The organism is Streptomyces sp. NPDC058796, assembly GCF_042745235.1.
In the GTDB taxonomy this organism is placed as follows: Bacteria; Actinomycetota; Actinomycetes; order Streptomycetales; family Streptomycetaceae; genus Streptomyces.
In genome coordinates this window covers 190753-215150 of sequence record NZ_JBHYOP010000004.1, presented here as the reverse complement: position 1 = coordinate 215150, position 24398 = coordinate 190753, and the positions used below count along the sequence as shown (strand labels likewise).

At 71.5% G+C, this 24398-nt stretch carries 22 protein-coding genes and 1 tRNA gene; 13 read left to right on the top strand and 10 right to left on the bottom strand.

All coding sequences use genetic code 11. From position 1 onward, the window contains the following. The first annotated feature begins 42 nt into the window (after positions 1 to 42). The 4 genes from ACFW47_RS12825 to ACFW47_RS12810 are packed head-to-tail and all read left to right on the top strand — an operon-like array spanning position 43 to position 2378. Complete coding sequence (locus tag ACFW47_RS12825) at positions 43 to 483, top strand: hypothetical protein (protein WP_386280940.1); 441 nt, start codon at positions 43 to 45, stop codon at positions 481 to 483. 19 nt (positions 484 to 502) lie between these two features. After that, a complete protein-coding gene (locus ACFW47_RS12820; protein ID WP_386305792.1) occupies positions 503 to 1093 on the top strand; it encodes a toll/interleukin-1 receptor domain-containing protein in 591 nt (196 codons plus the stop codon). 49 nt (positions 1094 to 1142) lie between these two features. Further along, positions 1143 to 1571 (top strand): TIR domain-containing protein, encoded by a 429-nt coding sequence (locus ACFW47_RS12815; RefSeq protein ID WP_386280945.1) that lies wholly within the window; start codon positions 1143 to 1145, stop codon positions 1569 to 1571. 21 nt (positions 1572 to 1592) lie between these two features. Next, on the top strand, positions 1593 to 2378 hold the full coding sequence (locus tag ACFW47_RS12810) for a hypothetical protein (RefSeq protein WP_386280948.1): 786 nt from the start codon (positions 1593 to 1595) through the stop codon (positions 2376 to 2378). Between the two features lie 106 nt (positions 2379 to 2484). Here the strand turns inward: ACFW47_RS12810 and ACFW47_RS12805 are convergent. The 3 genes from ACFW47_RS12805 to ACFW47_RS12795 all read right to left on the bottom strand — a co-directional run bounded on the left by ACFW47_RS12805 (position 2485) and on the right by ACFW47_RS12795 (position 5574). Then, positions 2485 to 2560, bottom strand: a tRNA-Arg gene (locus ACFW47_RS12805). A 49-nt stretch (positions 2561 to 2609) separates the two neighbouring features. Beyond that, positions 2610 to 4208, bottom strand: coding sequence for an IclR family transcriptional regulator C-terminal domain-containing protein (locus tag ACFW47_RS12800; RefSeq protein ID WP_386305790.1), 1599 nt, complete (start codon positions 4206 to 4208; stop codon positions 2610 to 2612). A gap of 67 nt (positions 4209 to 4275) precedes the next feature. Then, positions 4276 to 5574: a M6 family metalloprotease domain-containing protein gene (locus ACFW47_RS12795; RefSeq protein WP_386280952.1), complete on the bottom strand. Its 1299-nt coding sequence runs from the start codon at positions 5572 to 5574 to the stop codon at positions 4276 to 4278. A 290-nt stretch (positions 5575 to 5864) separates the two neighbouring features. On the opposite strand from ACFW47_RS12795, the gene ACFW47_RS12790 reads away from it, so the two are divergent. Further along, a complete protein-coding gene (locus tag ACFW47_RS12790) occupies positions 5865 to 6518 on the top strand; it encodes a TetR/AcrR family transcriptional regulator (RefSeq protein WP_386280954.1) in 654 nt (217 codons plus the stop codon). Between the two features lie 152 nt (positions 6519 to 6670). Beyond that, the gene (locus ACFW47_RS12785) at positions 6671 to 8215 is read left to right on the top strand and encodes an MFS transporter (RefSeq protein ID WP_386305788.1); all 1545 of its coding nucleotides are present in this window, start codon (positions 6671 to 6673) and stop codon (positions 8213 to 8215) included. Between the two features lie 103 nt (positions 8216 to 8318). Here ACFW47_RS12785 and ACFW47_RS12780 read toward each other — a convergent pair whose 3' ends face one another. Then, on the bottom strand, positions 8319 to 8834 hold the full coding sequence (locus ACFW47_RS12780; protein ID WP_386305787.1) for a MarR family winged helix-turn-helix transcriptional regulator: 516 nt from the start codon (positions 8832 to 8834) through the stop codon (positions 8319 to 8321). 141 nt (positions 8835 to 8975) lie between these two features. Between ACFW47_RS12780 and ACFW47_RS12775 the strand changes: the two genes are divergently transcribed. Further along, a complete protein-coding gene (locus tag ACFW47_RS12775; RefSeq protein ID WP_386281258.1) occupies positions 8976 to 9737 on the top strand; it encodes a dioxygenase in 762 nt (253 codons plus the stop codon). A 23-nt stretch (positions 9738 to 9760) separates the two neighbouring features. Here ACFW47_RS12775 and ACFW47_RS12770 read toward each other — a convergent pair whose 3' ends face one another. Further along, positions 9761 to 10279, bottom strand: a complete 519-nt coding sequence (locus ACFW47_RS12770; RefSeq protein WP_386305786.1) for a GNAT family N-acetyltransferase — start codon at positions 10277 to 10279, stop codon at positions 9761 to 9763. 222 nt (positions 10280 to 10501) lie between these two features. On the opposite strand from ACFW47_RS12770, the gene ACFW47_RS12765 reads away from it, so the two are divergent. Beyond that, a complete protein-coding gene (locus tag ACFW47_RS12765; protein ID WP_386305784.1) occupies positions 10502 to 11500 on the top strand; it encodes an RNA polymerase sigma factor RpoD/SigA in 999 nt (332 codons plus the stop codon). Positions 11501 to 11903: 403 nt separating this feature from the next. Further along, complete coding sequence (locus ACFW47_RS12760; protein ID WP_386280963.1) at positions 11904 to 12614, top strand: TetR/AcrR family transcriptional regulator; 711 nt, start codon at positions 11904 to 11906, stop codon at positions 12612 to 12614. Between the two features lie 245 nt (positions 12615 to 12859). Here the strand turns inward: ACFW47_RS12760 and ACFW47_RS12755 are convergent, their stop codons facing one another. Then, positions 12860 to 13828, bottom strand: a complete 969-nt coding sequence (locus ACFW47_RS12755) for a helix-turn-helix transcriptional regulator (RefSeq protein ID WP_386305783.1) — start codon at positions 13826 to 13828, stop codon at positions 12860 to 12862. A 63-nt stretch (positions 13829 to 13891) separates the two neighbouring features. Between ACFW47_RS12755 and ACFW47_RS12750 the strand changes: the two genes are divergently transcribed. The 4 genes from ACFW47_RS12750 to ACFW47_RS12735 all read left to right on the top strand — a co-directional run bounded on the left by ACFW47_RS12750 (position 13892) and on the right by ACFW47_RS12735 (position 19637). Continuing rightward, entirely contained in the window at positions 13892 to 15430 is a 1539-nt protein-coding gene (locus ACFW47_RS12750; RefSeq protein ID WP_386305781.1) for an MFS transporter, read from the top strand. A gap of 166 nt (positions 15431 to 15596) precedes the next feature. After that, on the top strand, positions 15597 to 16358 hold the full coding sequence (locus ACFW47_RS12745; protein ID WP_386280969.1) for a DeoR/GlpR family DNA-binding transcription regulator: 762 nt from the start codon (positions 15597 to 15599) through the stop codon (positions 16356 to 16358). Then, on the top strand, positions 16355 to 17302 hold the full coding sequence (pfkB, locus tag ACFW47_RS12740; protein WP_386280972.1) for a 1-phosphofructokinase: 948 nt from the start codon (positions 16355 to 16357) through the stop codon (positions 17300 to 17302). The genes ACFW47_RS12745 and pfkB overlap by 4 nt, the downstream gene beginning before the upstream one ends. Before the next feature lie 253 nt (positions 17303 to 17555). Further along, entirely contained in the window at positions 17556 to 19637 is a 2082-nt protein-coding gene (locus ACFW47_RS12735; protein WP_386280974.1) for a fructose-specific PTS transporter subunit EIIC, read from the top strand. Positions 19638 to 19749: 112 nt separating this feature from the next. Here the strand turns inward: ACFW47_RS12735 and ACFW47_RS12730 are convergent, their stop codons facing one another. The 4 genes from ACFW47_RS12730 to ACFW47_RS12715 all read right to left on the bottom strand — a co-directional run bounded on the left by ACFW47_RS12730 (position 19750) and on the right by ACFW47_RS12715 (position 24381). Beyond that, the gene (locus ACFW47_RS12730) at positions 19750 to 20496 is read right to left on the bottom strand and encodes a DUF6227 family protein (protein ID WP_386305779.1); all 747 of its coding nucleotides are present in this window, start codon (positions 20494 to 20496) and stop codon (positions 19750 to 19752) included. A gap of 177 nt (positions 20497 to 20673) precedes the next feature. Continuing rightward, a complete protein-coding gene (locus ACFW47_RS12725) occupies positions 20674 to 21894 on the bottom strand; it encodes an Ig-like domain-containing protein (protein ID WP_386305778.1) in 1221 nt (406 codons plus the stop codon). 135 nt (positions 21895 to 22029) lie between these two features. After that, complete coding sequence (locus ACFW47_RS12720) at positions 22030 to 23073, bottom strand: P1 family peptidase (protein WP_386305776.1); 1044 nt, start codon at positions 23071 to 23073, stop codon at positions 22030 to 22032. Positions 23074 to 23148: 75 nt separating this feature from the next. Beyond that, positions 23149 to 24381: a low temperature requirement protein A gene (locus ACFW47_RS12715; RefSeq protein WP_386280982.1), complete on the bottom strand. Its 1233-nt coding sequence runs from the start codon at positions 24379 to 24381 to the stop codon at positions 23149 to 23151. Positions 24382 to 24398 lie beyond the last annotated feature (17 nt).

Sequence of the window (24398 nt, the reverse complement as noted above, 5' to 3'; positions counted from 1 at the left end):
GGAACCTGCGCACTTCGCTTCGTTGACGAAGAAGGCGGAAAAATGCCCCAAAACGCTGGACCGATCCACTTCACACGTATCAGCGATTCGGGAAGGCGTGTCGACGCGCACATCCTGCCCGGATTCGCGGAGGTGCACGAGAGCGGCATCGTCCTGAGTTTCGTACTCATGGACACCGGAAGCCTTTTCGGTGAGGCGTTCTATCTCGACGAAAGGGCCAATGCGAACGAGGAGCGTATCCGAAAACTCGGTACCTGGGTTGGCGCCCATCTGGCGGCCCTGCAAGAGGGGAAATTCTATCAGGAGAGGACTGGCGAGCAGTTCAACCCTTACGCGATGGCGGCGCTCACCCAGCTCAACCGCAAACTTATATCCTGGGTGGACGATCACCTGCCGCGGCTCACGGCGACCGAAGTCGGCTACTTCGACATCCAGGGCCGTCTGCGTTTCACGGGAATGCTGCACGACGCGTCGCAGATGTGATCGCAGACGTGATTCACGGATGATGAGCGAAACGCGGAAGATCAGAATCTTCATCTCGTACACCGAGTCGGACCTGGCGTGGGCCGAGTGGGTCGCCGCCAGGATCAGGGAGGCAGGGCACACCGTCATCATGCAGCACTACGACTCCCCGCCCGGCGACAACTTCGTCGTGTGGGTGAACAGGCAGTTGGAGACGGCAGACCTGGTCATGCCGCTCTACTCGCGCCAGTACTTCGAGTCCCAGTGGTGCACCATCGAGTGGAGCAGCGCATTGAGCGCCGGAAAGCGCATGATTCCGCTCAAGATTCGGCCCTGTGCACTGCCAGCCGTCCTGACGCACATCACTTACGTGGATGTGAGCAAGCGCTCGGAAAAGAACATCAGACGACTCCTGAACGCTGGGCTCGGGGTCTCCGGAAAGGCCGCGAAGACCACTCACCCCGCCCAAAGCCCGGCAGCGCGTTCCACCGCAGTCGTCCGGGCATGGAGAAAAGCCTCGCTCATGGCCGCCGCCCTCGGCCTCATCGGCTCCGCCGTCATCTTCGACCCGAACGGCCCGGACACTTCCGGGGACGCGGCGACCGACTTCACCGCCGGCCCCTTCTCCTGAACGGTGCCGAAGCACCGCAAGCAGCAAGTCCCCGGCGGGCGGCTGCCCCATGACCATCACCGACTGCCGTGCCCCGAACGAAGGAGCGCCCGTGATGGTGCGACCTAGGGTTTTCATCAGCTTCCAAATGGAGGACCGTTGGGCCCGAGATTTCCTTAAGGAGCACGCAAGAGGCTCGGACAATGAGATTCAATTCATTGACTATTCCGTCCAGGACCCGTTCGACAACTCGTGGAAGACTCAGTGCAAGCTGCGCATCGCGCAGACGCAGGGAACAATCGTCCTGATCGGTCCGACTACTTACCGATCGGAGGCGGTGGAGTGGGAGATTCGCGAAACGATTGACCAAGGGCATCACATCTTCGGGATTCAGATCGACTCTGATGAGACGCATAGGATCCCCAACGGCCTGCCGGCCTCAAATGTCATCCGATGGAATTTCTCCGCCATTGCCGGGCAGCTTTCAAGCTGGGTGTGATTAATGAATTACATTGAGCAGGTGGCTGCGGCCATCAAAGCCGAAGTTCCGTCATCTTCTCTGCCTGCGGGGAACGTCGATGATCTGTTCCATGCGTACGCCGTCCTTGCTCTGGCGAAGGGTGCCGACGTTACGGCGTCGGATGTCCATGACGCGTGGTCCGCCTGGCAGATGCAGCGAGACCCGATGCATACGTCTATCCGGCCGTTCGATCAGCTCTCGCAGGCCACGCAGAGGCAGGATGCCATTTTTGTGCGGGCCATCAGGAAGGCGGCCATCTCGACTGCGGTGACGGACTCGGTGAGCAGCGCTCTGCTGCCCTACGGTGTCCCCGATACGCCAGAAGAAAGTGAGCGGTTTTTCGAGCTCTACAAGATTATGGTGCAGAGTTCCGAGAGCCTGGTCAGTCGAAGGCAGGGTGTGAACACGTTCTTCATCACGGTGAACGGTGCAATTCTTACCGGACTGGGTTTTTTCATCAAAGCGGGCGGCAAGGGGGAGTTGAAGGCGCTGGGTGTGCTGCTGATTGCCCTGACCGGATTTGTTCTGGCTCATGCGTGGCGAAGTCTGATCAAGTCATTCGGGCAACTCAATACAGGCAAGTTCGCAGTCATCAACCGGATTGAGCGCTTTCTCCCTGCTGCTATATTTTATGCAGAGTGGGAGGCTTTGGAGAGGGGGGAGAATTCTAAGGTGTACCGCTCGTTCACTTCCAGGGAGATCTGGGCTCCCAGTCTCCTGATGACCCTTTACGGAGTCGCGGCAATTGGTGCGTCCCTGGTGGCCGCTGAGATATGGAACATCTAGGACGAGTAGCCGACCGGGGCTGTCGGCCGACCGCCCGCGTTGATGGCGGAAGCGGATGTCAGAAGGGGCCCGCCTCCGAGAATCCGGAGGCGGGCCCCTTCTGCCCTGGTGCCCCCGGCAGGATTCGAACCTGCGACACCCGCTTTAGGAGAGCGGTGCTCTATCCCCTGAGCTACGAAGGCAAGGCATGGCGGCAAGGTGTGGTGCCGCCGCCGACAGTGTAGCGGGTGGTCAGGTGAGGGGGACCGGGCGGAAGCGGCCCGCCGCGCTCAGGTCGGCCTCGATGTGGGCGGCGGTCTGGCGGAGGGGCGGGAGGATGTCCGTCACGCAGGCCTCTGCCGTGCGGCGGGCGGCGTGCATCGCGACGTTGAGCGCGGCGACGACGTGGCCCTCGCGGTCGTGGACGGGGACGGCGAGGGAGCGCAGGCCGGCCTCCAGTTCCTCGTCGACCAGGGCGTAGCCGGCGGTCGGGGGCCCGGGGAGGAGGACGCGGCCCAGGGCGGTCGCGTGGGCCGGGAGGCGGGTGCCGATCGCGATGCGGGCGCTCAGGACGCGGCCGGCGGAGGCCCGGGCCGTGTACTGGACCTCCTCGCCCGAGTCGGACAGGACGGCCAGTGCGGTCGACTCGTGGACGCGTTCGGCGAGGGCGGTGAGGTGGGGCTGGGCGATCTGGGGGAGGGAGGTGCGGGACAGGGGCGGGAAGCCGAGGGAGAGGACGCGGGGGGTGAGGGTGAACGTGTGGTCGGGGTTCCGTCGTACCAGGCCCGCGTGTTCGTGGGTGATCAGGGCTCGGCGGGCGGTGGCACGGGTCAGGCCCGTCGCCTTCGCGACCTCGGTGAGGGTGAGGGAGGGGCGGTTCTCGTCGAAGGCGGTGAGCACGGTGAGGCCGCGGGCCAGGGATTCGACGAAGTCCCGGCCGAGTTCCTGCTTCGACGCGCCCGTCCAGGCCGCCAGGCCGGCGGGGGGAGGGGCCGGCTGCGGGGGCGGGGTGGTGTGCAGGGTGTGCTCCATCGAGCGGACCGCCTCGCGAAGGCGGGGGAGGAGGGTTTCGCGCAGGTCGTCGGCCGTGTGGCGGCTGGTGTGGCTGACGACGCTCGCCACGCAGGCCACAGCGCCGGTGCGGGGGTCGCGTACGGGGACGGAGACCGCGACCAGGCCCGGTTCGATCAGCTGGTCGTCCAGGGACCAGCCGGCGGTCGCCGCCATGGCCGTACGGTGTGTGAAGTCCGAGTCGGGGGCTGGGTGTTCGGCCGGGGGGACGGCCGGGAAGGTGCGGTCTTCCGGGTCGGCCGCTCTGCGGGCGTGCCAGTGGTTCCAGTCGGTGTCCGTCCACTCCGTCGCGAACAGCGGTCCGGGGGCCGTGCGTTCGGCGGGGAGGAGGTCGCCGATACGGAAGCTGAGGGACATCGCGCGGCGGCGGGTGGCCTGGTGGATGAAGCGGATGCCGTCCCCGTCGGCGACCGCCAGGGAGACCGACTCGTCCAGCTCGTCGGCCAGCGCGTCGGCGCGGGCGGAGAGCAGGGCGGGGAGGCGGAGGGCGGCCAGGTAGGCGTTGCCCAGTTCCGTCAGGCGGGGGGCGAGGGTCACGTCGCGGCCGTCGAGGCGGAGGTAGCCCATGCGGGCGAGGGTGGCCGTGACGCGGTCGACCGTGGAGCGGGCCAGGCCGGTGGTCCTCTCCAGGCCGCTGAGGCTGAGGGTGCCGTCGCGCGCCTCGGTGAGGTGGTGGAGTACGGCGATGCCGCGCAGGAGGGGAGTCACCGCCTCGGCGGGCGCGGTCGGTGCGACGCCGGAGCCGTCCGGTGGGGTGTCGTTCGTGAGGTCGGCGGGCATCGGGTCTCCGGTACGGCGGTCGCTGCGGGCCCGCCTACCGTATGCCTGCGCGGCGCGGCGCCGGTCGTCACCGCCGGGTGACGCGCACCTGGTGGTCGCCCTTCGCGTCCGCTCCCGAGACCGCGATCGTGATGCCGTGGCGCGGGTCCTCGAAGGTCTCGCCGGGGGCGAAGGCGGCGTCCGAGAGTTCGGCGTGGACGTTCGGGGCGCGGGTGCAGCCACCGCTGTCCTGCCGGGAGTCGTAGACGGTCACCGGGCCCATGCCCGTGTCCACGTCCGCGTCGACCTTGTAGATCAGGATGCCGGGCCGGCAGACCACCTCGTCGTTGCCTTCGCGGGTGCGCAGTTCGATCGCGTACCCGGACTCCGCGTCCAGCGGCACGACCACCAGTTTGTCGCCGCCCTTGCGGGCCAGCGGGGTCAGTGTGTACTCCGTCGTCCCCGGCGCCGGCGCGCAGTGCACCTGGGTGCGGTCGAGCCAGCCCAGCTTCCACTTGTGCCAGCCGAGGAGGTCGTTGTTGGCGCCCCAGTCCTCGCTCATGATGTCCCAGTGGCCGACGGCGCCTCCGCCCTCCTGGGTGTAGAGGTCGGGGAGGCCGAAGACGTGGCCGTTCTCGTGGGGCAGCACGCGGTAGCCGGTCTCGTCGTAGGAGCCGGAGCCGTCGTCCTGGCGGGAGTAGACGAAGGAGGCGTTGGCGACGGGGACACCGTCGGCGACCGGTGCCTCGGCGTTGCCCGCGAAGGTGACGGACAGGACCGTGTCCAGGGCGGAGGGGCCGGCGTTCGGGGTGACCAGCACGTTCACGAGGTCGTACGCGCGGAAGTCGACCTTCGCGTCGGCCTCCGCCACCAGGTCCTCGACCAGTTCGCGGTAGCCGGGCTCGAAGGGGGCGCCGCGCTCTATGCCGTACTCGGCGAACGACTTCGGCATGCGCAGCCAGTCCCGGATCGGGGTCTCGGGGCGGTAGTCGAGGCGGCCGTAGGAACTGGTGCGGAACCATTCCTCGGTCTGCGGGAAGAACTCCGCGTACCGGTCGAGCGCCTTGCCCTCGCCGGGGGCGTCGGAGAAGTCGATCATCAGGTTGAGGGCGCGGACGGTGCCCGTGGAGCGGGTGTAGCCGGCGGCGGTGGGGACGCCCTCGGACATCTGGATCTCGGGGCCGCCGCTGATCATGCAGGGGCCGTGCGCGGAGGAGCGGGAGAGGGCCGCGGGGCCGGGGCCCGCCGCCGTGGTGCCCGGAGCGAGCCGGCCGGTGCCGGCCGAGGTGCTGACCGCGAAGGTCACGGCGGTGACGGTCGCGATCGCGGCGAGCCTGCGCGGGCGTATCCGGCGGCTCGGCGGCTGCGCCGGCGGCTGCGGCTGCATGCGGACCTCCCGGACCACGGCAGCCGCCCGACTCCGGCTGCACCCTTGCGCTCACCCTGTGCCGAGGGGTGGGCGGGCGCGCGCTGGAGGAGCCGATCGTGGGTTTCTCGCCGGTAGCCGCCGACCGGGGGAGGACGGGGAGGGTTTCCGCTCAGGCGTGTGACTCAGGTCACGGGATGTTTCTTCACCGGCCGGAAATAACCGGGGATCGTTTCCCCGTTTAGCCATGTGTCCGAGCGAAACGGGGACTCCCTCCCCGGATCGCCAACCCGATGTCCGAGGAGTACGCCGTGCAGACCGCAGCCCCCGAGCGCCAGAAGGTGACCCGGCCCCGCGCCGACGCCCTGCGCAACCGGGAGCGGATCGTCACCGCCGCCCGGGAGATGTTCGTGGAGCACGGGCCCGACGTGCCGCTCGACGACGTCGCCCGCCGCGCCGGCGTCGGCAACGCCACGGTGTACCGCAACTTCCCCGACCGCGACGCCCTCGTCCGCGAGGTCGTCTGCTCGGTCATGGACCGTACGGCGCGGGCGGCGGAGCTCGCGCTCGCCGAGACCGGGGACGCGTTCGAGGCGCTGGAGCGCTTCGTGCACGTCGCCGCCGACGAGCGGATCAGCGCCCTGTGTCCCATGGTGTCCAGCACGTTCGACCAGCACCACCCGGATCTGGAAGCGGCGCGTGAACGGGTCGAGAGGCTCGTCGCCGAGGTCATGGACCGGGCGAAGGCGGCCGGTCAGCTCCGTACCGATGTGGGCGTGGGGGACCTGATGATCGCCGCGGCCCAGCTCAGCCGGCCCCCGGCCGGCACGGAGTGCCTGAGCGCCGACCGGTTCGTCCACCGCCACCTGCAGCTGTTCCTGGACGGGCTGCGGGCTCCGGCCCGCTCCGCCCTGCCGGGCGCGGGCGTGACCATGGAGGACCTCCGCCGGCCCTGCGACCAGTAGTTCCGCGACCAGTAGTCCCGCGAAGACCTCACCGAGACTCACGTCCGGCCGGAGGGCGGCGGCTCCCGTAGCCGCCGCCCCGGGGCCGGCCGCGTCCCAGTCGTCCCTTTACTCACCTTTTTCCGTCACGAAGTCCCGAAGTGGGTATCCCCATGTCTCAAACAGCCGTCAAGGCCTCCGGCGTCACCGACGCCCCGGACGCCGGACGCTGGAAAGCGCTCGTCTTCATCGCGCTCGCCCAGCTGATGGTGGTCCTCGACGCCACCATCGTGAACATCGCGCTGCCCTCCGCGCAGCAGGATCTCGGCATCTCCGACGGCAACCGGCAGTGGGTCGTCACGGCCTACGCCCTCGCCTTCGGCGGTCTGCTGCTGTTCGGTGGCCGGATAGCCGACCTGTGGGGCCGCAAGCGCACCTTCGTCGTGGGGCTGGCCGGCTTCGCCGTCGCCTCGGCGCTCGGCGGTGCGGCCACCAACGAGGCCATGATGTTCGGCTCCCGCGCCCTCCAGGGTGTCTTCGGCGCCCTGCTCGCGCCCGCCGCGCTCTCCCTGCTCGCCGTGATGTTCACGGACGCCAAGGAGCGCGCCAAGGCGTTCGGCATCTACGGTGCGATCGCCGGCGGCGGCGGTGCCGTGGGTCTGATCCTCGGCGGTTTCCTCACCGAGTACCTGAACTGGCGCTGGACGTTCTTCGTCAACATCCCGTTCGCGGTGGTCGCCGCGGCCGGTGCGTACCTGGTCATCCGTGAGCCGAAGGGCGGCCGCAACCGCTCGCCGCTCGACGTCCCCGGCGTGATCCTGTCCACCCTCGGCCTGGTCGCGCTCGTCTACGGCTTCACCCACGCCGAGTCCGACGGCTGGAGCGACGCGGTGACGGTCGGCATGTTCGCCGGCTCGGCCGTGCTGCTGCTGGCCTTCGTGATCGTCGAGTCCCGGGTCAAGGCCCCGCTGCTGCCGCTGCGCGTGATCACCGAGCGCAACCGGGGCGGGATCTACCTCTCGCTGGGCCTGGCGATCATCGCGATGTTCGGCCTGTTCCTCTTCCTGACCTACTACCTGCAGATCGTCAAGGGCTACACGCCGGTCAAGACCGGCTTCGCCTTCCTGCCGATGATCGCGGGCATGATCACGGGCTCCACGCAGATCGGCACCCGTCTGATGACCCGGGTCGCCCCCCGGCTGCTGATGGGCCCCGGCTTCCTGGTCGCCGCCGTCGGCATGCTGCTGCTGACCCAGCTGGAGATCGACACCTCCTACGCCGCCGTGCTGCTGCCCGGCATGCTGCTGCTCGGCCTCGGCATGGGCACGGCGTTCATGCCGGCCATGTCCATGGCCACCCAGGGCGTCGAGCCGCGGGACGCCGGTGTCGCCTCCGCGATGGTCAACACCTCGCAGCAGGTGGGCGGCGCGATCGGTACGGCGCTGCTGAACACCATCGCCGCCTCGGCCACCACGTCCTACATCGCCGACCACATCGGCGGCGCGGCCACCCGGTCGCAGCAGCAGCTGGTCCAGCTGGAGGGTCAGGTGCAGGGCTACACCAGCGCGATCTGGTTCGCCGTCGGCATCCTGGTCGTGGCGGCCGTGATCGCCCTGACCTTCATCAACGCCGGTCGTCCGGGCGGCAGCACCGTCACCGGGTCCGGCGCGGGTGACGCGGCCGAGGAGGAGCTGCCGGTGCCGGTCGTCGCCCACTGACGACGCCGGACGCGGTACCCCCTCGGGCCCCCTGTTCCATCCGTGCGCGGGGGGAGGGGACGCCCTCCGCGCACGGTTCCCAGGACCTGCCCCGGCCGCGCGCTCAGCGCAGCCAGGGCAGGTCCGCACCCGCTTCGCAGGGCTGGAGTCCCTCGGCGACGATCTGCATGATCTCGCCGAGGGACTTCTGCTGTTCCGGAGTGAGACGGTCGAAGACGGCCTGGCGCACGGCCTCCACGTGGCCCGGCGCGGTCTGCCCCAGCACGGCGTACCCCTCCTCCGTGAGCACCGCGAACTGGCCCCGCTTGTCGGAGGGGCAGTTCTCGCGGCGCACCCAGCCGCTCTTCTCCAGGCGGGCGATCGCGTGCGAGAGGCGGGAACGGGTGATCTTGGCGTACCGGGCCAGCTCCGTCATCCGCAGCCGCCGCCGCGGTGACTCGGCCAGCTTGACCAGCAGTCCGTAGTAGACGTGCGGCATCCCCGCGTCACGCTGGAGCTGACGGTCGAGGTGGTCCTCCAGGAGGGTGGCCGCCTCGATGTAGGAACGCCAGACGCGCTGCTCCTCGGCGGTGAGCCAGCGGGGCTCGTCGGCGGAGGGCGGGACGGGTGCCGTGTTCATGTATCCATGGTACGAGTCCTTGAACTTTAAACAAGGAACCCTTAGATTTGCCTATGAGGAGCACTTGAGAGTTCAAGTAACCGAGTGTTCGAGTGGCCGAGCAGCTGGAGCCGCCCCGTGTCCGCCACCGCCCAGGAGCGCATGCCCGCCCTCTATCTGAGCCACGGCGCGCCGCCCCTCGCCGACGACCCGGTCTGGCCCGGCGAACTGGCCGCCTGGGCCGCCGTCCTGCCCCGTCCCAAGGCGATCCTCGTCGTCTCCGCCCACTGGGAGGAGGCCCCGCTCGCCCTCGGCGCCACCCGGACCGTCCCCCTGGTCTACGACTTCTGGGGCTTCCCGGAGCACTACTACCAGGTGCGCTACGAGGCCCCCGGCGCCCCCGCGCTCGCCGAGTCGGTGCGCAAGCTGCTGCGCGCGCCCGGCGCGCCCGTGCAGGACGTGCCCGACCGCGGACTCGACCACGGCGCGTACGTGCCGCTGGTCGAGATGTACCCCGGCGCCGACATCCCCGTACTCCAGGTCTCCATGCCGACCCTCGACCCCGAGCGGCTGATGGAGACCGGCCGCAGACTCGCGCCGCTGCGCGACGAGGGTGTGCTGATCGTCGGCTCCGGCTTCTTCACCCACAACCTGGCCGCGCTGCGCCAGGCCGGCGTCCCCTCCTGGTCCGCCGAGTTCGACGACTGGGGCCGGCGCGCGCTGGACGCCGGTGACGTGGACGCGCTGCTCGACTTCGCCCGCAAGTCCCCGGCGGGCCGGCTCGCCCACCCGCGCACCGAGCACTTCGCCCCGCTGTTCGTGACCATGGGCGCGGCGGACGCGGCCGGCGAGCTGGACCTGCGGCGGTCCGTGATCGACGGGTTCTGGATGGGGCTGGCCAAGCGGTCGGTGCAGTTCGGCTGAGCGCGGCGGTGCCGGCCGCGGGGCTACAGCGGCTTCTCGTACCAGGCCACGTCCCAGTACCGGCCGAACTTGCGGCCGACCTCCCGGTAGGTGCCGACGTACCGGAAGCCGAAGCGCTCGTGCAGCCGGGTGGAGGCCGCGTTCGGCTGGGCGATGCCCGCGTAGGCGCGGTGCAGGTCCTCGCCGGCCAGGGCCTCGAAGAGGGACGTGTAGAGCAGGGTGCCGACGCCCCGTCCGCCGGCGCCGGGGGCGACGTAGACCGTGGTCTCCACGGAGGTGCCGTAGGCGGCCTTGGCGCGATGAGGGCCGGATGTGGCGTAGCCCAGGACTTCCCGTGACTCGGCGTCCGTGGCAACCCTGAGCCGGTGGGGGCCGTCTTCAGGGTGGGAGAGCAGCCAAGGGCGGCGCTCCTCGGGAGTGAACGGCTCGGTGTCGAACGTGATGGGCGTCTCACGTACGTAGTGGTTGTAGAGGTCGGTGAGGGCCTTGAGGTCGTCCTCGATTCCCGCCCTGACCTGGACCTCCGTACGTCCCGCCGGCATCACGCCTCCTCGTGTGGCGGCACAGGGTACTGCATGATCAGAAAAATCGGGGGGCGGGTTGGGAATTCTGTCCGGATTCCAGTCGTTGTTTCCATCGGATGCAGGGCACCCGAGGAGAGTCCCGGGAGAGGCCGGAGCGCAGATCCGGGACCGGAGACAACCCCAGACGGTGCCGAACGTCCACAGGACCACCCGCTGAACCACCATCGCAAGGGAGCACGCATGGCAACCCGTGCCGTCGCCCGTCGTAAGTCCGCCACCGGCGAGACGGCCGACGCGGCAACCAGCGTCCGCGCAGGCAGCGGCGAGCTCGCCGACCGCGATCTGGTCGGCATGTACCTCGACGAGATCGCACGGACACCGCTGCTCGACGCCGCCAAGGAGGTCGAGCTGTCCCAGACCATCGAGGCCGGTGTGTTCGCGCGGCAGGTTCTCGAAGGCTACGAGGAGACCGGGACGGACGCCACCCGGGACGAGCTCCAGGCCCTGATCGACGAGGGCGAGCGCGCGAAGGACGTCTTCATCCGCTCCAACCTGCGGCTGGTCGTGGCGGTCGCCCGCCGCTACCCGCGCAGTGGCCTGCCGCTCCTCGACCTGATCCAGGAGGGCAACGCGGGCCTGGTCCGCGCGGTCGAGAAGTTCGACTACCGCAAGGGCTTCAAGTTCTCCACGTACGCCACCTGGTGGATCCGTCAGGCCATCACCCGCTCCATCGCGGACCAGTCGCGCACCATCCGGCTCCCCGTCCACCTGGTGGAGGAACTGGGCCGCATCCGGCGCGTGCAGCGGGAGTTCAACCGGGAGCACGGCCGCGAGCCGGAGCCCGCGGAGATCGCCGCCGAGCTCGGCTCGACGCCGGAGCGCGTCACCGACGTCCTCGACTGGGCCCGCGACCCCGTCTCGCTGAACATGTCGGTGGACGACGAGGGCGAGACCCAGTTCGGCGACCTGCTGGAGGACACCTCCGCCGTGTCGCCCGAGCAGTCGGTGCTGACGCTGCTGCGCAGCGAGGAGCTGGACGACCTCATCGGCCGACTCGATCCGCGCACGGCCTCCATCATCAAGATGCGGTACGGCATCGACGACGGCCGGGAGCGCACGCTGACCGAGGTCGGCAAGGAGCACGGCCTCACCCGTGAGCGCATCCGGCAGATCGAGAAGCACGCGCTGCTGGAGCTGAAGAAGCTGGCCCGCGACACCGGCTTCGAGGCGGCGGCGTAGCGCAGACCCCGGGCGCGGCGTGGCGGGCCGGTGACCTGCCCGCCGTGATGTGGGGGCGTGACGTGACGCATGGGGCGTACGCCGGTGGCCGAACCCCGCGCAAACATGGCCGTACAACGCTGCTTCAACCGGCGGGGGCCCGGGAAAAAGAACACCGGGCCCAGTGACGCGGCCCCGGGGCACCCGCTCCGGACCGGGCCTTGTGCCCCTTCAGGACCACGTCCCGACGCACTCCCCCCGGCGCCGGGACTTTCCCGAGCCGGGCTCGGCGCCTCTCCCCCCTGGGGCGCCGCAGCCCGGCTCCCTCCGTTTCCGGATCGTTCCGCAGCGGGGCACCCCGGACCTGAACCCCGGGGTGACCCGCCGAATGGCAGATTCTGTCACAGCGGCATAGCCTGCCGAAGTGAGCAGCACCATTCCGGCCTCTTCCGCGTCCGAACCGTCCGATTCCGGTCCCGGTGCCGGGCCTCTTTCCCTGACCGAGCGGCGCAAGGCCGCGACCCGGATGGAGATCGCCCGCGCGGCGGCCGGCCTCTTCGTACGCCAGGGCCTGCGGGCCACCCGGGCGGAGGACATCGCCCGGGCCGCGGGAGTCGCCCCGCGCACCTTCTACCGCTACTTCGCGACCAAGGAGGAGGCCGTCGCCCCGCTCTACGCCCTCGGCGCCGAGCGCTGGGCGGCCGCGGTGCGCGCCGCCCCGCCGGAGCTGTCCGTGCCCGACGCCCTGGAACACGCCGTACGCCACACGCTGACGCCCGGCGCCGGGGTGTCGGCGCCGTCCTGGGAGTGGGCCCGCACGCTGATCCGCCTGGCCGAGACCAGCCCGGCCTTGCGGAAGGTGTGGGCGGAGGTGTGCATGATCGCCGAACGCGGGCTGGTGGAGGTGCTGGCGGCGCGGCTGTCCGACGGTGATGACAACGTTGCCGAGCGGCTGGCGGGCTCCCCGGAGCTGCGCTTCGTGGCCGCGGTGGCGGGGGCGGCGGTGCGGGTGGCGGTGGAGCACTGGGCGGACGGTGGGGCAGGGGCGGAGAGTCCCGTCGAGCCGGCGCTGCGAAACCTGGCAGGGCTGCGGGCGTTCGCCTGGGAGGGGCGCGGGGCCGCGGCGGCCGGATAACGGGCGGGCGGGGACAGCGGTACTACGGGGGTGGGGCGGGGCGTTACCGTCCGGACCGGGTCGGCGGGGCGTGGCTCCGCGGTCGGCCGAGCCCGGCCCGGACGCCCGGGGTCGGTTACGGCCGTGACGCCTCCCGGTCGGTCACGCCCCGGGACGGTCACGGTCCGGATGCCCTTCGGGCGGCGGCAGCCCGGATGTCCCCGGTCGGTCACGGCCCGAACGCCCGCGCCGGGGCGGAAAGGCGGTCACTCGCCTGCCGCACCGACCAGCCGCGCTCCCATCTCCCGCACGGTCTCGACCAGTTCCGCCGGTTCCCGGACCCGGAAGTCCAGGCCCACCATCGCCAGCCGTACCGCCATCCAGTCCACCGGGTCGGAGACGGTGGCCCGCAGTACGCACGACGTGCCGCCGTCCGCCGGCTCCGGCGGTCCGAGCCACTGCGGCAACCGTGCGGCGACGGCATCGGGCGGCGCGGCGAAGGCGACCTCGATGTCGTACGAGTCGCCGTGCCGTTGCATCGAGCGCCGCAGGTACTCGGCCGCGCTCCCGGTCGGCAGTTCCCGGGGAGCGAACCGCGCCCCGGTCGCGAACGGCTCGCTCACCCGGTCGACCCGGAAGGTCCGCCAGTCCTCCCGGTCGAGGTCGTAGGCGACCAGATACCAGCGGCGTCCCGTCGAGACCAGCCGGTACGGCTCCGTCACGCGCCGCGTCTCGGTGCCGTCCGCCGCGCGGTAGGCGAACCGCAGCCGCTCCTGCCCCGCCACCGTGGAAGCCATCACGGTCAGCGTCTCGGGCGCGATGCTCGGGCCGTCCCCGCTGGTCAGCGGGGTCGTCGCGGCCTGGAGCGTGGCCACCCGGTGCCGCAGCCGCGACGGCAGCACCTGCTCCAGCTTGGCCAGTGCCCGCACCGACGCCTCGTCGACGCCCTCGACCGCGTGCCCGGCACCGGCGCGCAGGCCGACCGCGATCGCCACCGCCTCCTCGTCGTCGAGCACCAGCGGCGGCATCGCCTTGCCCGCCACCAGGCGGTAACCGCCGTCGGCGCCCATGGTCGCCTGCACCGGATAGCCCAGCTCGCGCAACCGGTCGATGTCCCGCCGGACCGTGCGGCGGGAGACGCCGAGCCGCTCGGCGAGCTCGCCGCCGGGCCACTCGCGGGGCGTCTGGAGGAGGGAGAGGAGCGTCAGGAGCCGGGCCGGAGTGTCCGTCGTCATGCGTTCGAGGATGGCGCATGAGTAGGACACGAACTGTCCTATTGGGCTCATAGCTTCACGGCCATGACCTCAACGCACACCCCGAGCCCCGTGCCGGGCACGCCCCCCGCGGGCGACCGCCGTCGCTGGTACGCCCTCGCGATCGTGATGACCGCGGCGTTCATGGACCTGGTCGACGTCACCATCGTCAACATCGCGATCCCGTCGATCCGGCAGGACGAAGGCGCCTCTTTCAGCCAGATCCAGTGGATCACCGCCGGTTACGCCCTCGCCTTCGCGGCCGGCCTGATCACCGGCGGGCGGCTCGGCGACATCCACGGCCGCAAGAGGGTCTTCCTCGTCGGCGTCGCCGGCTTCACCCTGGCGTCCGCGCTGTGCGGGCTCGCCGTCAACCCCGAGATGCTGGTCGCCTCCCGCATCCTCCAGGGGGCGATGGCGGCACTGATGGTGCCCCAGGTGCTGTCGATCGTGCACGCCACCTTCCCGGCGCACGAACGCGGCAAGGTGTTCGGGCTGTTCGGCGCGATCGTCGGTCTGGGCGCGGTCTCCGGGCCGCTGCTGGGCGCCCTGCTCACCGAGTGGAACCTCTTCGGGCTCGGGTGGCGGCCCATCTTCCTCATCAACCTGCCGGTCGGCGTCGCCGCCCTCGTCCTCGGCGGCCGCTTCATCACCGAGTCCAAGGCGCCGCGTGCCCTGCGGCTGGACCTGGTGGGGGTCGCCCTGGTCACCCTCGGTCTGCTGATGCTGGTCTACCCGCTCACCCGGGGACGCGAGCTGGGCTGGCCGCTGTGGGGGCACCTGTCGATGGCCGGCGCGTTCGTCGTGCTCGCGGTGCTGGTGGCGTACGAGAGGCGGAAGAGCGCGCGGGACGGTTCGCCGCTGGTCGAGCTGTCGTTGTTCCGGGTGAAGAGCTTCGCCGCCGGTATCGCCGTGCAGACCGTTTTCGGGATCGCGCTCGGCATCTTCTTCCTGGTGTGGACGCTGTACATGCAGGACGGTCTCGGCTGGAGTCCGCTGCGGGCCGGGCTGACCGGCGTGCCGTTCTCGGTCGCCGTCTCCGTGGCGGCGGGAGTGTCGGTGCAGAAGCTGGTGCCGCGCTTCGGGCGCAAGGTGCTGCAGGCGGGTGCGCTGGTGATGGCGGCGGGCGTACTGCTCTACCTCTGGGAGGCCGGGCACTACGGACTCGGCATCTCGTCCTGGCAGATGGCGCTGCCGCTCGTCGTCATGGGCGTGGGCATGGGACTGATCGTGGCGCCGCTGACGGACGCGGTGCTGTCCCAGGTGCCGCGCGAGCACGCCGGGTCGGCGTCCGGGCTCATCAACACCGTGCAGCAGATGGGCAACGCGCTCGGGCTCGGGCTGGTCTCCGTCGTCTTCTTCGGCGCGATGAGCGACCATGTGGCGCCGTCCCGGACCGGCCTCGCCCACGCGGACGCCTTCCAGAACGCGCTGGGCTGGGTCGCGGCCGTACTCGGCGTCATCTTCCTGCTGATGTTCGCGCTGCCCAAGCGGCCGGCGCAGCACGTGGAGGGGGCTTCCGGCAACGCTTCGGAGGACGCCGTGGAGATCGCCGTGGAGGAGAAGCGGGAGGCGCTGGTCTGAGGCCGTCGGCATGGATGCCCGGCCATGCCCACCTGTGCCCGGTTGTATTTGAATGAGTCCGATTGGTTGTTTACTTTCCGGAAAACCGGGCGTAGCCTCCGAGAGAAACCACAGGTTCGGGCACGGCTCGGGCACAGGCTCGGGCACAGGTCGGAGGCGAACGGTCATGTACGCACCGGAGCGGCAGCAGGAGATCCTCCGGCTCGCGCGGGACGGCGGCCGGGTGGACGTGGTGTCGCTGGCCGAGGAGTTCCAGGTGACGGCGGAGACCATCCGCCGCGACCTCAAGGCGCTGGACCGCGCCGGTCTGCTGCGCCGCGTGCACGGCGGCGCGATCCCCGCCGGGCGGCTCGACTTCGAGCCGGACCTCGCCGAGCGCGAGTCCACGGCGGCCGACGAGAAGGACCGGATCGCCAAGGCGGCCCTGGCGGAACTGCCCGCCGACGGCACGCTGATCCTGGACGCCGGTTCCACCGTGGCCCTGCTCGCCGCCGCGATCCCGCGCGAGACCTCGCTCACCGTCGTCACCCACAGCCTGCCCATCGCCGCCCGCCTCGCCGACCACCCCGGCATCCAGCTCCACCTGGTCGGAGGGCGCGTGCGGCACCGTACGCGCGCCGCCGTGGACGCCTGGGCGCTGCGCGCGTACGGCGAGATCCGCGCCGACGTGGTGCTGGTCGCCGCCAACGGCTTCTCCGCCGAGCACGGCCTGACCACCCCCGACCTCGCGGAGGCCGCGGTCAAACGGGCCGCCGTCGCCGCCGCCCGCCGCGTGGTGCTGCTCGCCGACTCCTCCAAGTTCGGCCAGGAGCACTTCGCCCGCTTCGGCTCCCTGAGCGACGTGGACCTGCTGATCACCGACAGCGGGCTGAGCCCCGAAGACGCCACCGCCGTCGAGCGCGACGGCACGGAAGTAGTACGCGCATGATCCTCACCGTCACCCCCAACCCGTCCCTGGACCGCACCTACGAGGTGCCCTCCCTCGGCCGCGGCGAGGTCGTCCGTGCCACGGGCGAACGCGTGGACCCGGGCGGCAAGGGTGTGAACGTCTCCCGCGCGGTGACGGCGGCCGGCCGGCGCACCGTGGCGGTACTGCCGCTCGGCGGCCCCTCCGGCGCGCTCGTCTCCGAACTGCTCGACGCCCAGGGCATCGAGGTCGCGCCGGTGCCCATCGCCGGCGTCACCCGGGCCAACATTGCGCTCGCCGAGGCGGACGGGGTCCTGACGAAGATCAACGCACCGGGCCCCGAACTGTCGGCGGCCGAGCGGGAACTGCTCCTGGAGACCGTACGGCGCCGGTCGCCCGGCGCGGACTGGATCGCCTGCTGCGGCAGCCTGCCCCGCGGCCTCGCCCCTTCCTGGTACGCCGACCTGGTGGCCCGCGCGCACGCCGCCGGTGTCCGCATCGCCCTCGACACCTCCGGTCCGGCCCTGCTCCAGGCTCTGCGCGAGCGGCCCGACGTGGTCAAGCCGAACGCCGAGGAGCTGGCCGAGGCCGTGGGGCGTCCCCTCCTCACGGTCGGCGACGCGGTGAAGGCCGCCGAGGAACTGCGGGAGCTGGGTGCCCGGTCCGTGCTCGCCAGCCTCGGCGCCGACGGACAGCTCCTCGTGGACGACGCGGGCACCTGGTTCGGCAGCGCCCGCGTGGACGCCGTACGCAGCAACGTCGGCGCCGGTGACGCCTCCCTCGCCGGTTTCCTCGTCGCCGGGGGTGCGGGGCCGGGCGCCCTGGCCTCCGCGGTGGCGCACGGCGCCGCGGCCGTCCGGCTGCCCGGCAGCGTGATGCCGACACCGGCCGACCTGGACCCGGGCGCGGTGACGGTGACGGCTCAGGTGCCGGCGGACCGCGCGCTGAGGGAGCCGACGTCATGACTTCGACCCACCGAGCCACCGGCCCGCTCCTCAGGGGCGGTTGTGACCGGGACGTCCCCGGCCGGTTCCCGGTGGCCGTGCTCGGGCGCGGCCGCGGTGCCCGCGGCCCCCTCTCCCGTGCCGATGCCCACCGCGGCGGCCCCGGCCCGCTCGCCGGGGCCGCCCCCGAACCCCACCGCAGTGCCCCCGTCCCCCTCCCCGTTTCCGCCCACCACCCCACTTCCCGGGCGATACGCGAGCTAAGGAGCCCGCGATGAGCGAGATGATCACCGCGGACCTGGTCGACCTCGACCTGTCCGCCGACACCAAGGAAGCGGCGGCGCGAGCCCTCGCCGAGCGGATGGTGGCCCTGGGCCGGGTGACCGACCTGGACGCCTTCCTCGCCGACGTGGCCGCCCGCGAGGCGCAGATGCCGACCGGCCTCGACGGCGGCATCGGCATCCCGCACTGCCGCAGCGCGCACGTCACCGAGCCGACGCTTGCCTTCGGGCGCAGTGCGGACGGCATCGACTTCGGGGCGGCGGACGGCCCGGCCGACCTGATCTTCCTGATCGCCGCTCCGGCGGGCGCCGACGACGCCCATCTGACGATCCTGTCCTCCCTGGCCCGGCAGCTGATGAACGCCGAGTTCACCGACGCGCTGCGGTCGGCGGGCGACGCGACGGCCGCCGCGGCGCTCATCCGCGGTGAGGAGCCGGGCGGCGCCGAAGGCGCCCCCGACGGTTCCGAGGACTCCGTGGCGGTCCCGGCGGCGGCCTCCGCCGGGACCGCCACGGGCAGCCACGACGAGGCTCCCGGCGAACCCGCACGCCCCTTCCGCGTGGTCGCCGTCACCTCCTGCCCCACCGGCATCGCGCACACCTACATGGCTGCCGAGTCGCTGGAGAACGCCGGCCGCGAGGCGGGCGTCGAGGTCGTCGTCGAGACGCAGGGCTCGGCCGGGTTCACCCGGCTCGACCCGGCGGTGATCGAGGCGGCGGACGGCGTGATCTTCGCCCACGACGTGCCCGTACGGGACAAGGAGCGCTTCGCGGGCAAGCCCACCGTCGACACCGGCGTGAAGGCGGCCGTCAACCGGCCCGGCGAGCTGATCGGCGAGGTGCGCGGCAAGGCGGCGCGCGGAGAGGTCACGGCGGCCGGTGGGGCAGGCGGGGCCGGTTCCTCCGGTGCGACGCCCGTCGAGCGCGGCGGTGGGTCCGGTGAGGGGTACGGGACGAAGCTGCGCGTCTGGCTGATGTCCGGCGTCAGTTACATGGTGCCGTTCGTCGCCGCGGGCGGTCTGCTCATCGCCCTGGGCTTCGCGATCGGCGGCTACGAGATCAACAAGGCGCCCTCGGTGATGGACCACTTCGTGTGGTCGCAGGCGGACAGCTGGGCGGCGCTGCTGTTCCAGATCGGCGGCGTGGCATTCGCCTTCCTCGTCCCGGTGCTGGCCGGTTACATCGCCTACGGCATGGCCGACCGCCCGGGTCTCGTCCCCGGCTTCGTCGGCGGCTCGATCGCACTGACCATCAACGCCGGTTTCCTCGGCGGCCTGGCGGCCGGACTGATCTCCGGGGCCGTGGTGATGGCGATCCAGCGGGTACGCATCCCGGCGGCGCTGCGCGGCATCATGCCCGTGGTGGTGATCCCGCTGATCTCCTCGGCGGTGGTCGGGTTCCTGATGTTCGTGGTGATCGGCAAGCCCATCGCGTCCGCGCAGAAGGCGATGACCGACTGGCTGAGCGGCCTGTCCGGCGCCAACGCGGTCCTGCTCGGCGCCCTGCTCGGCCTGATGATGTGCTTCGACCTGGGCGGCCCCGTCAACAAGGTCGCGTACGCCTTCGCCACGGCCGGCATCGCGGTCGCCGACCCCAGCGACTCGGCGATGAAGATCATGGCGGCGGTCATGGCGGCCGGTATGGTCCCGCCGCTGGCCATGGCCCTGGCCACGACCGTGCGGAGCAAGCTCTTCAACGCGGCCGAACGGGAGAACGGCAAGGCCGCCTGGGTGCTGGGCGCCTCCTTCATCTCCGAGGGCGCGATCCCGTTCGCCGCGGCGGACCCGCTGCGGGTCATCCCGGCGTCGATGGCGGGTGGCGCGGTCACCGGCGCCCTGTCGATGGCCTTCGGCGCCACGCTGCGCGCCCCGCACGGCGGCATCTTCGTGGTGCCGCTGATCGGCAACCCGCTGCTCTACCTGGTCGCCATCGCGGCGGGCGTCTGCGTCACCACGGCCCTGGTGATCGTCCTCAAGGGCCTGCGCAAGCCGGCGCCGGGGGCGGTGGCGCAGGGGCCGGGCGGCGCGGGCCCGTCGGCCCCGGCGTCTGGGGCGAAGCGGCCGGTGGCCGCTTGAGGGGCGGCACGCCCCGGTGATCTCCGGGCCGGGTTCCGTACGGGGCCCGGCCCGCGTGCTTTCCCGGCCCGCTCAAGAGCCCGGCGCCGTGCTCCTGAACGCGGCGCCGCTCTCAGGAGACCTGTGCCGCCCTGCGCTCCATCGCCCGGCGGGCGGTGTCCTCGCTGGCGTACACCTCGCACATGTGCCGCCCGTCGGGCGTGGCCGTGTGCTCGACCTCCCACAGGGAGATCTCCGCGCCGTCGCGCAGCAGGAACGCGTGCTCGTAGAGCGAGAAGCCGACCCGGGCGCGGCGCGGGCGGCCGGGGCCGCCGAAGGCCTGGGTGATCTGGTGCGCGGACGCCGTCGTCAGCCGGGCGGCGAGCTCGGCGCCGGGCCGGTCCGGGTTCTCCGCGCGGCGCAGCAGCCGGCGGGCGTGGTCCGCCGAGGCGTCCGGGGCGTAGTCGTGCCGCGGGGTGGGGACCGGGGACAGCTGCACCTGTACCGGAAGTTCGAAGTCGGGGGTGTCCGGCGGCAGGGCCAGCCGGGCGGTGGCGGCGCGCAGCTCCTCCTCGTCGGCGTACACCTCGTGCTGCGGTTCGCCGCCCGGGGTGGTGTTGTGGACGAGCTCCCAGAGCGTGACCGCCTCGCCGTCGGCGAGCAGCCAGGTGTGCCGGTACGTCTCGCGGTGCAGGCCCGCGCTGTGGTGCGCGGAGTGCAGCGAGCCGTCGTGCGCCAGCGCGCAGTCCAGCTGTCGTATCGTCTCGTCGGGCAGCTCGAACGAGTTCAGTGCGCGACCGAGCAGCCGCATGAGGTGCTCCTCCGGAGACTCGGGCGACTCGGGTGGTTCGTACGCTGCCGTCTCGTACGGAACGCTCAAGGTTTCTCCCGGCGTTGCTGCATGTCACCTTGTGGGTGCATACCGTAGCCCCTCGGTCGGACATCATGTCCGGGAACCGAGAAAACGTACGCACGAAAAACGCGCGGGCCGCGCGAGAAGTTCCCGCGCGACCCGACGATCCGTCAAAATACGCTGGTCAAAAGGCCACTCGCCCACTCAGGCGGCGCTCCCGGCGACCCACTCGCTCCATGCCATGTTCCAGCCGTTGAGGCCGTTGTCCGGCGCGATCGTGCCGTCCGGGGAGTTCTCGACGACCACGACGTCGCCGACGAGCGAGTTGTCGAAGAACCACTTGCCGTCGGTGGCGCCCTGCCCGCCCTGGACGTCGCGCAGCCCGACACAGCCGTGGCTGGTCCCCTGCACGCCGAAGGGCGGATTGCCCTTGTCGTACCAGTAGTTGCCGTGCAGGAAGGTGCCGGACCGGCTCAGCCGCATCGCGTGCGGTACGTCCGGGATGTCGTACGTGAACCCGACCGTGGAGCCGTCCATCCGCATCTGCTCCGCCTTCTCCGAGATCACCATCCGCCCGTTGTACGTCGGGTTCTCGGCGCTGCCCGCCGAGACGGGGACCGACTTGAGCGTCTCGCCGTCCCGCACGACGGTCATGGTCTGGGTGTTCGCGTCGACCGTGGAGACCTGGGCGCGGCCCACGGTGAAGGTGACGGTCTTCTTCTGCACGCCGTGGACGCCGTTCGCCCCCTCCACCCCGTCCAGGTCGATCTTCATCGTGACCTTCGAGCCGGCCTTCCAGTACTCCTCGGGCCGGAAGTCGAGCCGCTGGTCACCGAACCAGTGCCCGACCACCTCCTGCCCGCTGCTCGAGGTGACCGAGATGTGCGACTGCACGCTCTTCTTCTCGCTGATCGCCTTGTCGAACTTGAACGACACCGGCATGCCCACGCCCACCGTGGTCCCGCCGTCCGGGGTGTAGGTGCCGATGAAGCTGTTGGCCGCGGAGACCGTGGTGAAGACCGAGTCGGCGGCCGACGTACGGCCGTCGGCGTCCTTCGCCACCGCGTGGATCCGGTACTCGGTGCCCCGCTCCAGCTGCTCCTTCGGCTTCCAGCTGCCGCCGTCGGCGGAGACCGCGCCCGGCACTGCCGCACCCGTCTCCGCGACGGTCATCCGCACCTCGGTCAGCCTCCCGTCGCTGACCTTCACACCGGTCGTGTTGATCGAGGCGCCGGTCGAGCCGTTCCCGGCCGAGATCACGACCTTCGCGGCCGACGTCTTCGCGGAGTCGGCGCCACCGCCCTCGCGGTCCTTCTCGTCGTCGGCGCTGGCGCTGCCGCCGCAGGCGGTGAGGGTGAGGGCGCCGACCACCAGGGCGGCACAGGCCCCCAGTACGCGCCGCGGTGCTATGACCGGCCTTGTCACGGGCTGCTCCAGGATGAGGTGTTGTGCGGTATTACCTTCAACCCTGTAGAGGTGGGCGGGGGCCGACCGGGTTCCCGTCGGCCGCCCGCGGCGCCCACGCGTGACAGAACCGGGACAATCGCCCGCGCACGCGGCTCAACCGGTCCCCGGCTCCCGCCCGTACAGCTCCTCGTACGACGGCCACGCCCCGCCCGGCCCCTCCACCGGGGCGGCGGCCCGCACGGCCCGCACGATCGCCCGCGTCACCACGTCCGCGCCTGCCGCCAGCACCTCGTTCAGCGCGAGCGGCTGCCCCGCGTCGAGCGGGCGCGCCCCGGTCGCCAGGGCGAACACCGTGTCCCCGTCGCTCAGCAGATGCACCGGCCGCACGGCACGCGCGATGCCGTCGTGCGCCGTGCCGGCCAGCTTCTGCGCCTGCGCCTTGGACAGGTCGGCGTCGGTGGCGACCACGGCGAGCGTGGTGTTCAGCGGCGGCGGCGCGTTCCTCGCCGCGACCTCGGCGAGCCGTCGCCCCGCGGCCTCGTGCACCTCCGGCGCCGGGTACCGCACCCGTCCACCCCGGAACAACTCCCCGTACAGCACCCCCGTCCCCGGTTCCGTCACCGACCCCGCCGCGTTCGCCACCACCAGCGCCGCCACCGTGATCCCCGAGTCCAGCACGGTGCTCGCGGTGCCCACCCCGCCCTTCAGCGCGCCGACCACCGCTCCGGTGCCGGCCCCGACACACCCCTCGGCCACCTCACCGCCCGGCGTGCTCGCGTGCGCCGCCTCCACCGCCGCCCGGCCCGTGGCCGCGTCCGGCCTGGCCCGGAAGTCGCCGCCGCGCCCCAGGTCGAAGACGCAGGCGGCGGGCACCACCGGCACCACATGAGCGGGGTCCGGGCCGACCCGCACGCCACGGCCCCGCTCCTCCAGCCAGGCCATCACCCCGGAGGCCGCGTCGAGCCCGTACGCGCTGCCGCCGGTCAGCACCACCGCCTGGACCCGCTGCACCAGGTTGCGCGGATCGAGCGCGTCGGTCTCCTTGGTGCCGGGCCCGCCTCCCCGCACGTCCACGGCGGCGACCGCCCCCGCCTCCGGCGCGAGAACCACCGTCGTGCCCGTGAGCCACCCGCCGCCCCTGCGGGTCGCGTGCCCCACCAGCACGCCGGCGACATCGGTCAATGCGTCAACTGTCATGCCGTCAGTCTGGTCCAGGCACAGGCCCTCCCGGAGGAGGGCGGTACCGGTGGGGGAGCGCGGAACCGGGCTGTGTCAGCCGGTGGGCGCCGCCGGGTCGCCCTCCGGCACGCTCCGCCGCGCGGTCAGGACCACCCCGGTCGCCACGGCCGCCGCGAGGACGAGTCCCGCCGTGAGCACCGCCAGACCGCCGGCGAAGGTGCAGCAGAGGACCAGCAGCGCGGCCGTCGGCAGCACCGACTGCTCGGCGACGCCCGCCTTGAAGTGCCGTGCGTGCAGCGCCCACACCGTGAGCAGGAACAGGGCCGTCGGCAGGGTCACCGCGGCGGACGCCGCGAGCGTCGAGATGTGCGCCTCGCCCACCGCCTGCTCCACGGCCACCTCCAGGCCCGCCCCGATCGCCGCCGCCGACGCGAACACCGCGTAGTGGCCGTACCCCCACAGGAACGACTGCCTGTTGGAGCGCAGGTGGCCGTGGACCGGCACCACGAAGTACACCCACCACGCGGCGAAGACGATCAGCAGCCCGCCCGCCGCGATCGGCAGCAGCTCGCCCAGCGCGTCGTTCTCGTCGATGCCCGACTTCACCGCGACCGTGGCCGCCGCGATCGTCTCGCCGAGCACGATGATCGTGAACAGTCCGTACCGCTCGGCGATGTGGTGGGGGTGCCAGGACGACTGGTGCTCCCGCTCGGCGAACGCCGGCACGCTCAGCTCCAGCACCACCATGACCAGGAACAGCCAGCCGCGGCCGCCCTCCGGAAGCAGTAACAGCCCCAGCCAGCCGGCCTGGCAGACCAGTACGCCACCGGCGTACCTCAGGGCCATGGCGCGTTCCGCGGGCGCGGCGGAACTGGCCGCTCTGAGCCACTGCGCCGACATGGCCACACGCATGATCACGTAGCCGATGACGACGGCCGTCCAGTCGTGGTCCTCGAAGGCCCGGGAGACCCCGGCCGCGAGGACCAGCACGCCGGCGATCTGGACCAGGGTGACGACCCGGTACAGCACGTCGTCGTTGTCGTAGGCCGAGGCGAACCAGGAGAAGTTCATCCACGCCCACCAGATGGCGAAGAAGACCATCGCGTAGTTGAGGACGCCCTCGCCGGCGTGGCTCTCGGCGACGGAGTGCACCAGCTGGACGCCCGCCTGGGCGATGGCGACCACGAAGCACAGGTCGAAGAAGAGCTCCAGCGGCGTGGCCGCACGGTGCGACTCGTGCCGGCCACGGGCCGTGAGCCTGCGCAGTGGCGGCTGGGCGCCGGGCGGACCGGAGGACGCTGCTGCCGGGGTCGGGCTGGACGTCATGGCTCCCAGCACAGCAG

What these genes read in the sequence shown, in the direction of transcription:
- ACFW47_RS12825 (WP_386280940.1), top strand. Translation starts at nt 43, where the DNA reads ATGCCCCAAAACGCTGGACCGATCCACTTCACACGTATCAGCGATTCG.
- ACFW47_RS12820 (WP_386305792.1), top strand. Translation starts at nt 503, where the DNA reads ATGATGAGCGAAACGCGGAAGATCAGAATCTTCATCTCGTACACCGAG.
- ACFW47_RS12815 (WP_386280945.1), top strand. Translation starts at nt 1,143, where the DNA reads ATGACCATCACCGACTGCCGTGCCCCGAACGAAGGAGCGCCCGTGATG.
- ACFW47_RS12800 (WP_386305790.1), bottom strand. Translation starts at nt 4,208, where the DNA reads ATGCCCGCCGACCTCACGAACGACACCCCACCGGACGGCTCCGGCGTC.
- ACFW47_RS12795 (WP_386280952.1), bottom strand. Translation starts at nt 5,574, where the DNA reads ATGCAGCCGCAGCCGCCGGCGCAGCCGCCGAGCCGCCGGATACGCCCG.
- ACFW47_RS12785 (WP_386305788.1), top strand. Translation starts at nt 6,671, where the DNA reads ATGTCTCAAACAGCCGTCAAGGCCTCCGGCGTCACCGACGCCCCGGAC.
- ACFW47_RS12780 (WP_386305787.1), bottom strand. Translation starts at nt 8,834, where the DNA reads ATGAACACGGCACCCGTCCCGCCCTCCGCCGACGAGCCCCGCTGGCTC.
- ACFW47_RS12775 (WP_386281258.1), top strand. Translation starts at nt 8,976, where the DNA reads ATGCCCGCCCTCTATCTGAGCCACGGCGCGCCGCCCCTCGCCGACGAC.
- ACFW47_RS12770 (WP_386305786.1), bottom strand. Translation starts at nt 10,279, where the DNA reads ATGCCGGCGGGACGTACGGAGGTCCAGGTCAGGGCGGGAATCGAGGAC.
- ACFW47_RS12765 (WP_386305784.1), top strand. Translation starts at nt 10,502, where the DNA reads ATGGCAACCCGTGCCGTCGCCCGTCGTAAGTCCGCCACCGGCGAGACG.
- ACFW47_RS12755 (WP_386305783.1), bottom strand. Translation starts at nt 13,828, where the DNA reads ATGACGACGGACACTCCGGCCCGGCTCCTGACGCTCCTCTCCCTCCTC.
- ACFW47_RS12750 (WP_386305781.1), top strand. Translation starts at nt 13,892, where the DNA reads ATGACCTCAACGCACACCCCGAGCCCCGTGCCGGGCACGCCCCCCGCG.
- ACFW47_RS12745 (WP_386280969.1), top strand. Translation starts at nt 15,597, where the DNA reads ATGTACGCACCGGAGCGGCAGCAGGAGATCCTCCGGCTCGCGCGGGAC.
- pfkB (WP_386280972.1), top strand. Translation starts at nt 16,355, where the DNA reads ATGATCCTCACCGTCACCCCCAACCCGTCCCTGGACCGCACCTACGAG.
- ACFW47_RS12735 (WP_386280974.1), top strand. Translation starts at nt 17,556, where the DNA reads ATGAGCGAGATGATCACCGCGGACCTGGTCGACCTCGACCTGTCCGCC.
- ACFW47_RS12720 (WP_386305776.1), bottom strand. Translation starts at nt 23,073, where the DNA reads ATGACAGTTGACGCATTGACCGATGTCGCCGGCGTGCTGGTGGGGCAC.
- ACFW47_RS12715 (WP_386280982.1), bottom strand. Translation starts at nt 24,381, where the DNA reads ATGACGTCCAGCCCGACCCCGGCAGCAGCGTCCTCCGGTCCGCCCGGC.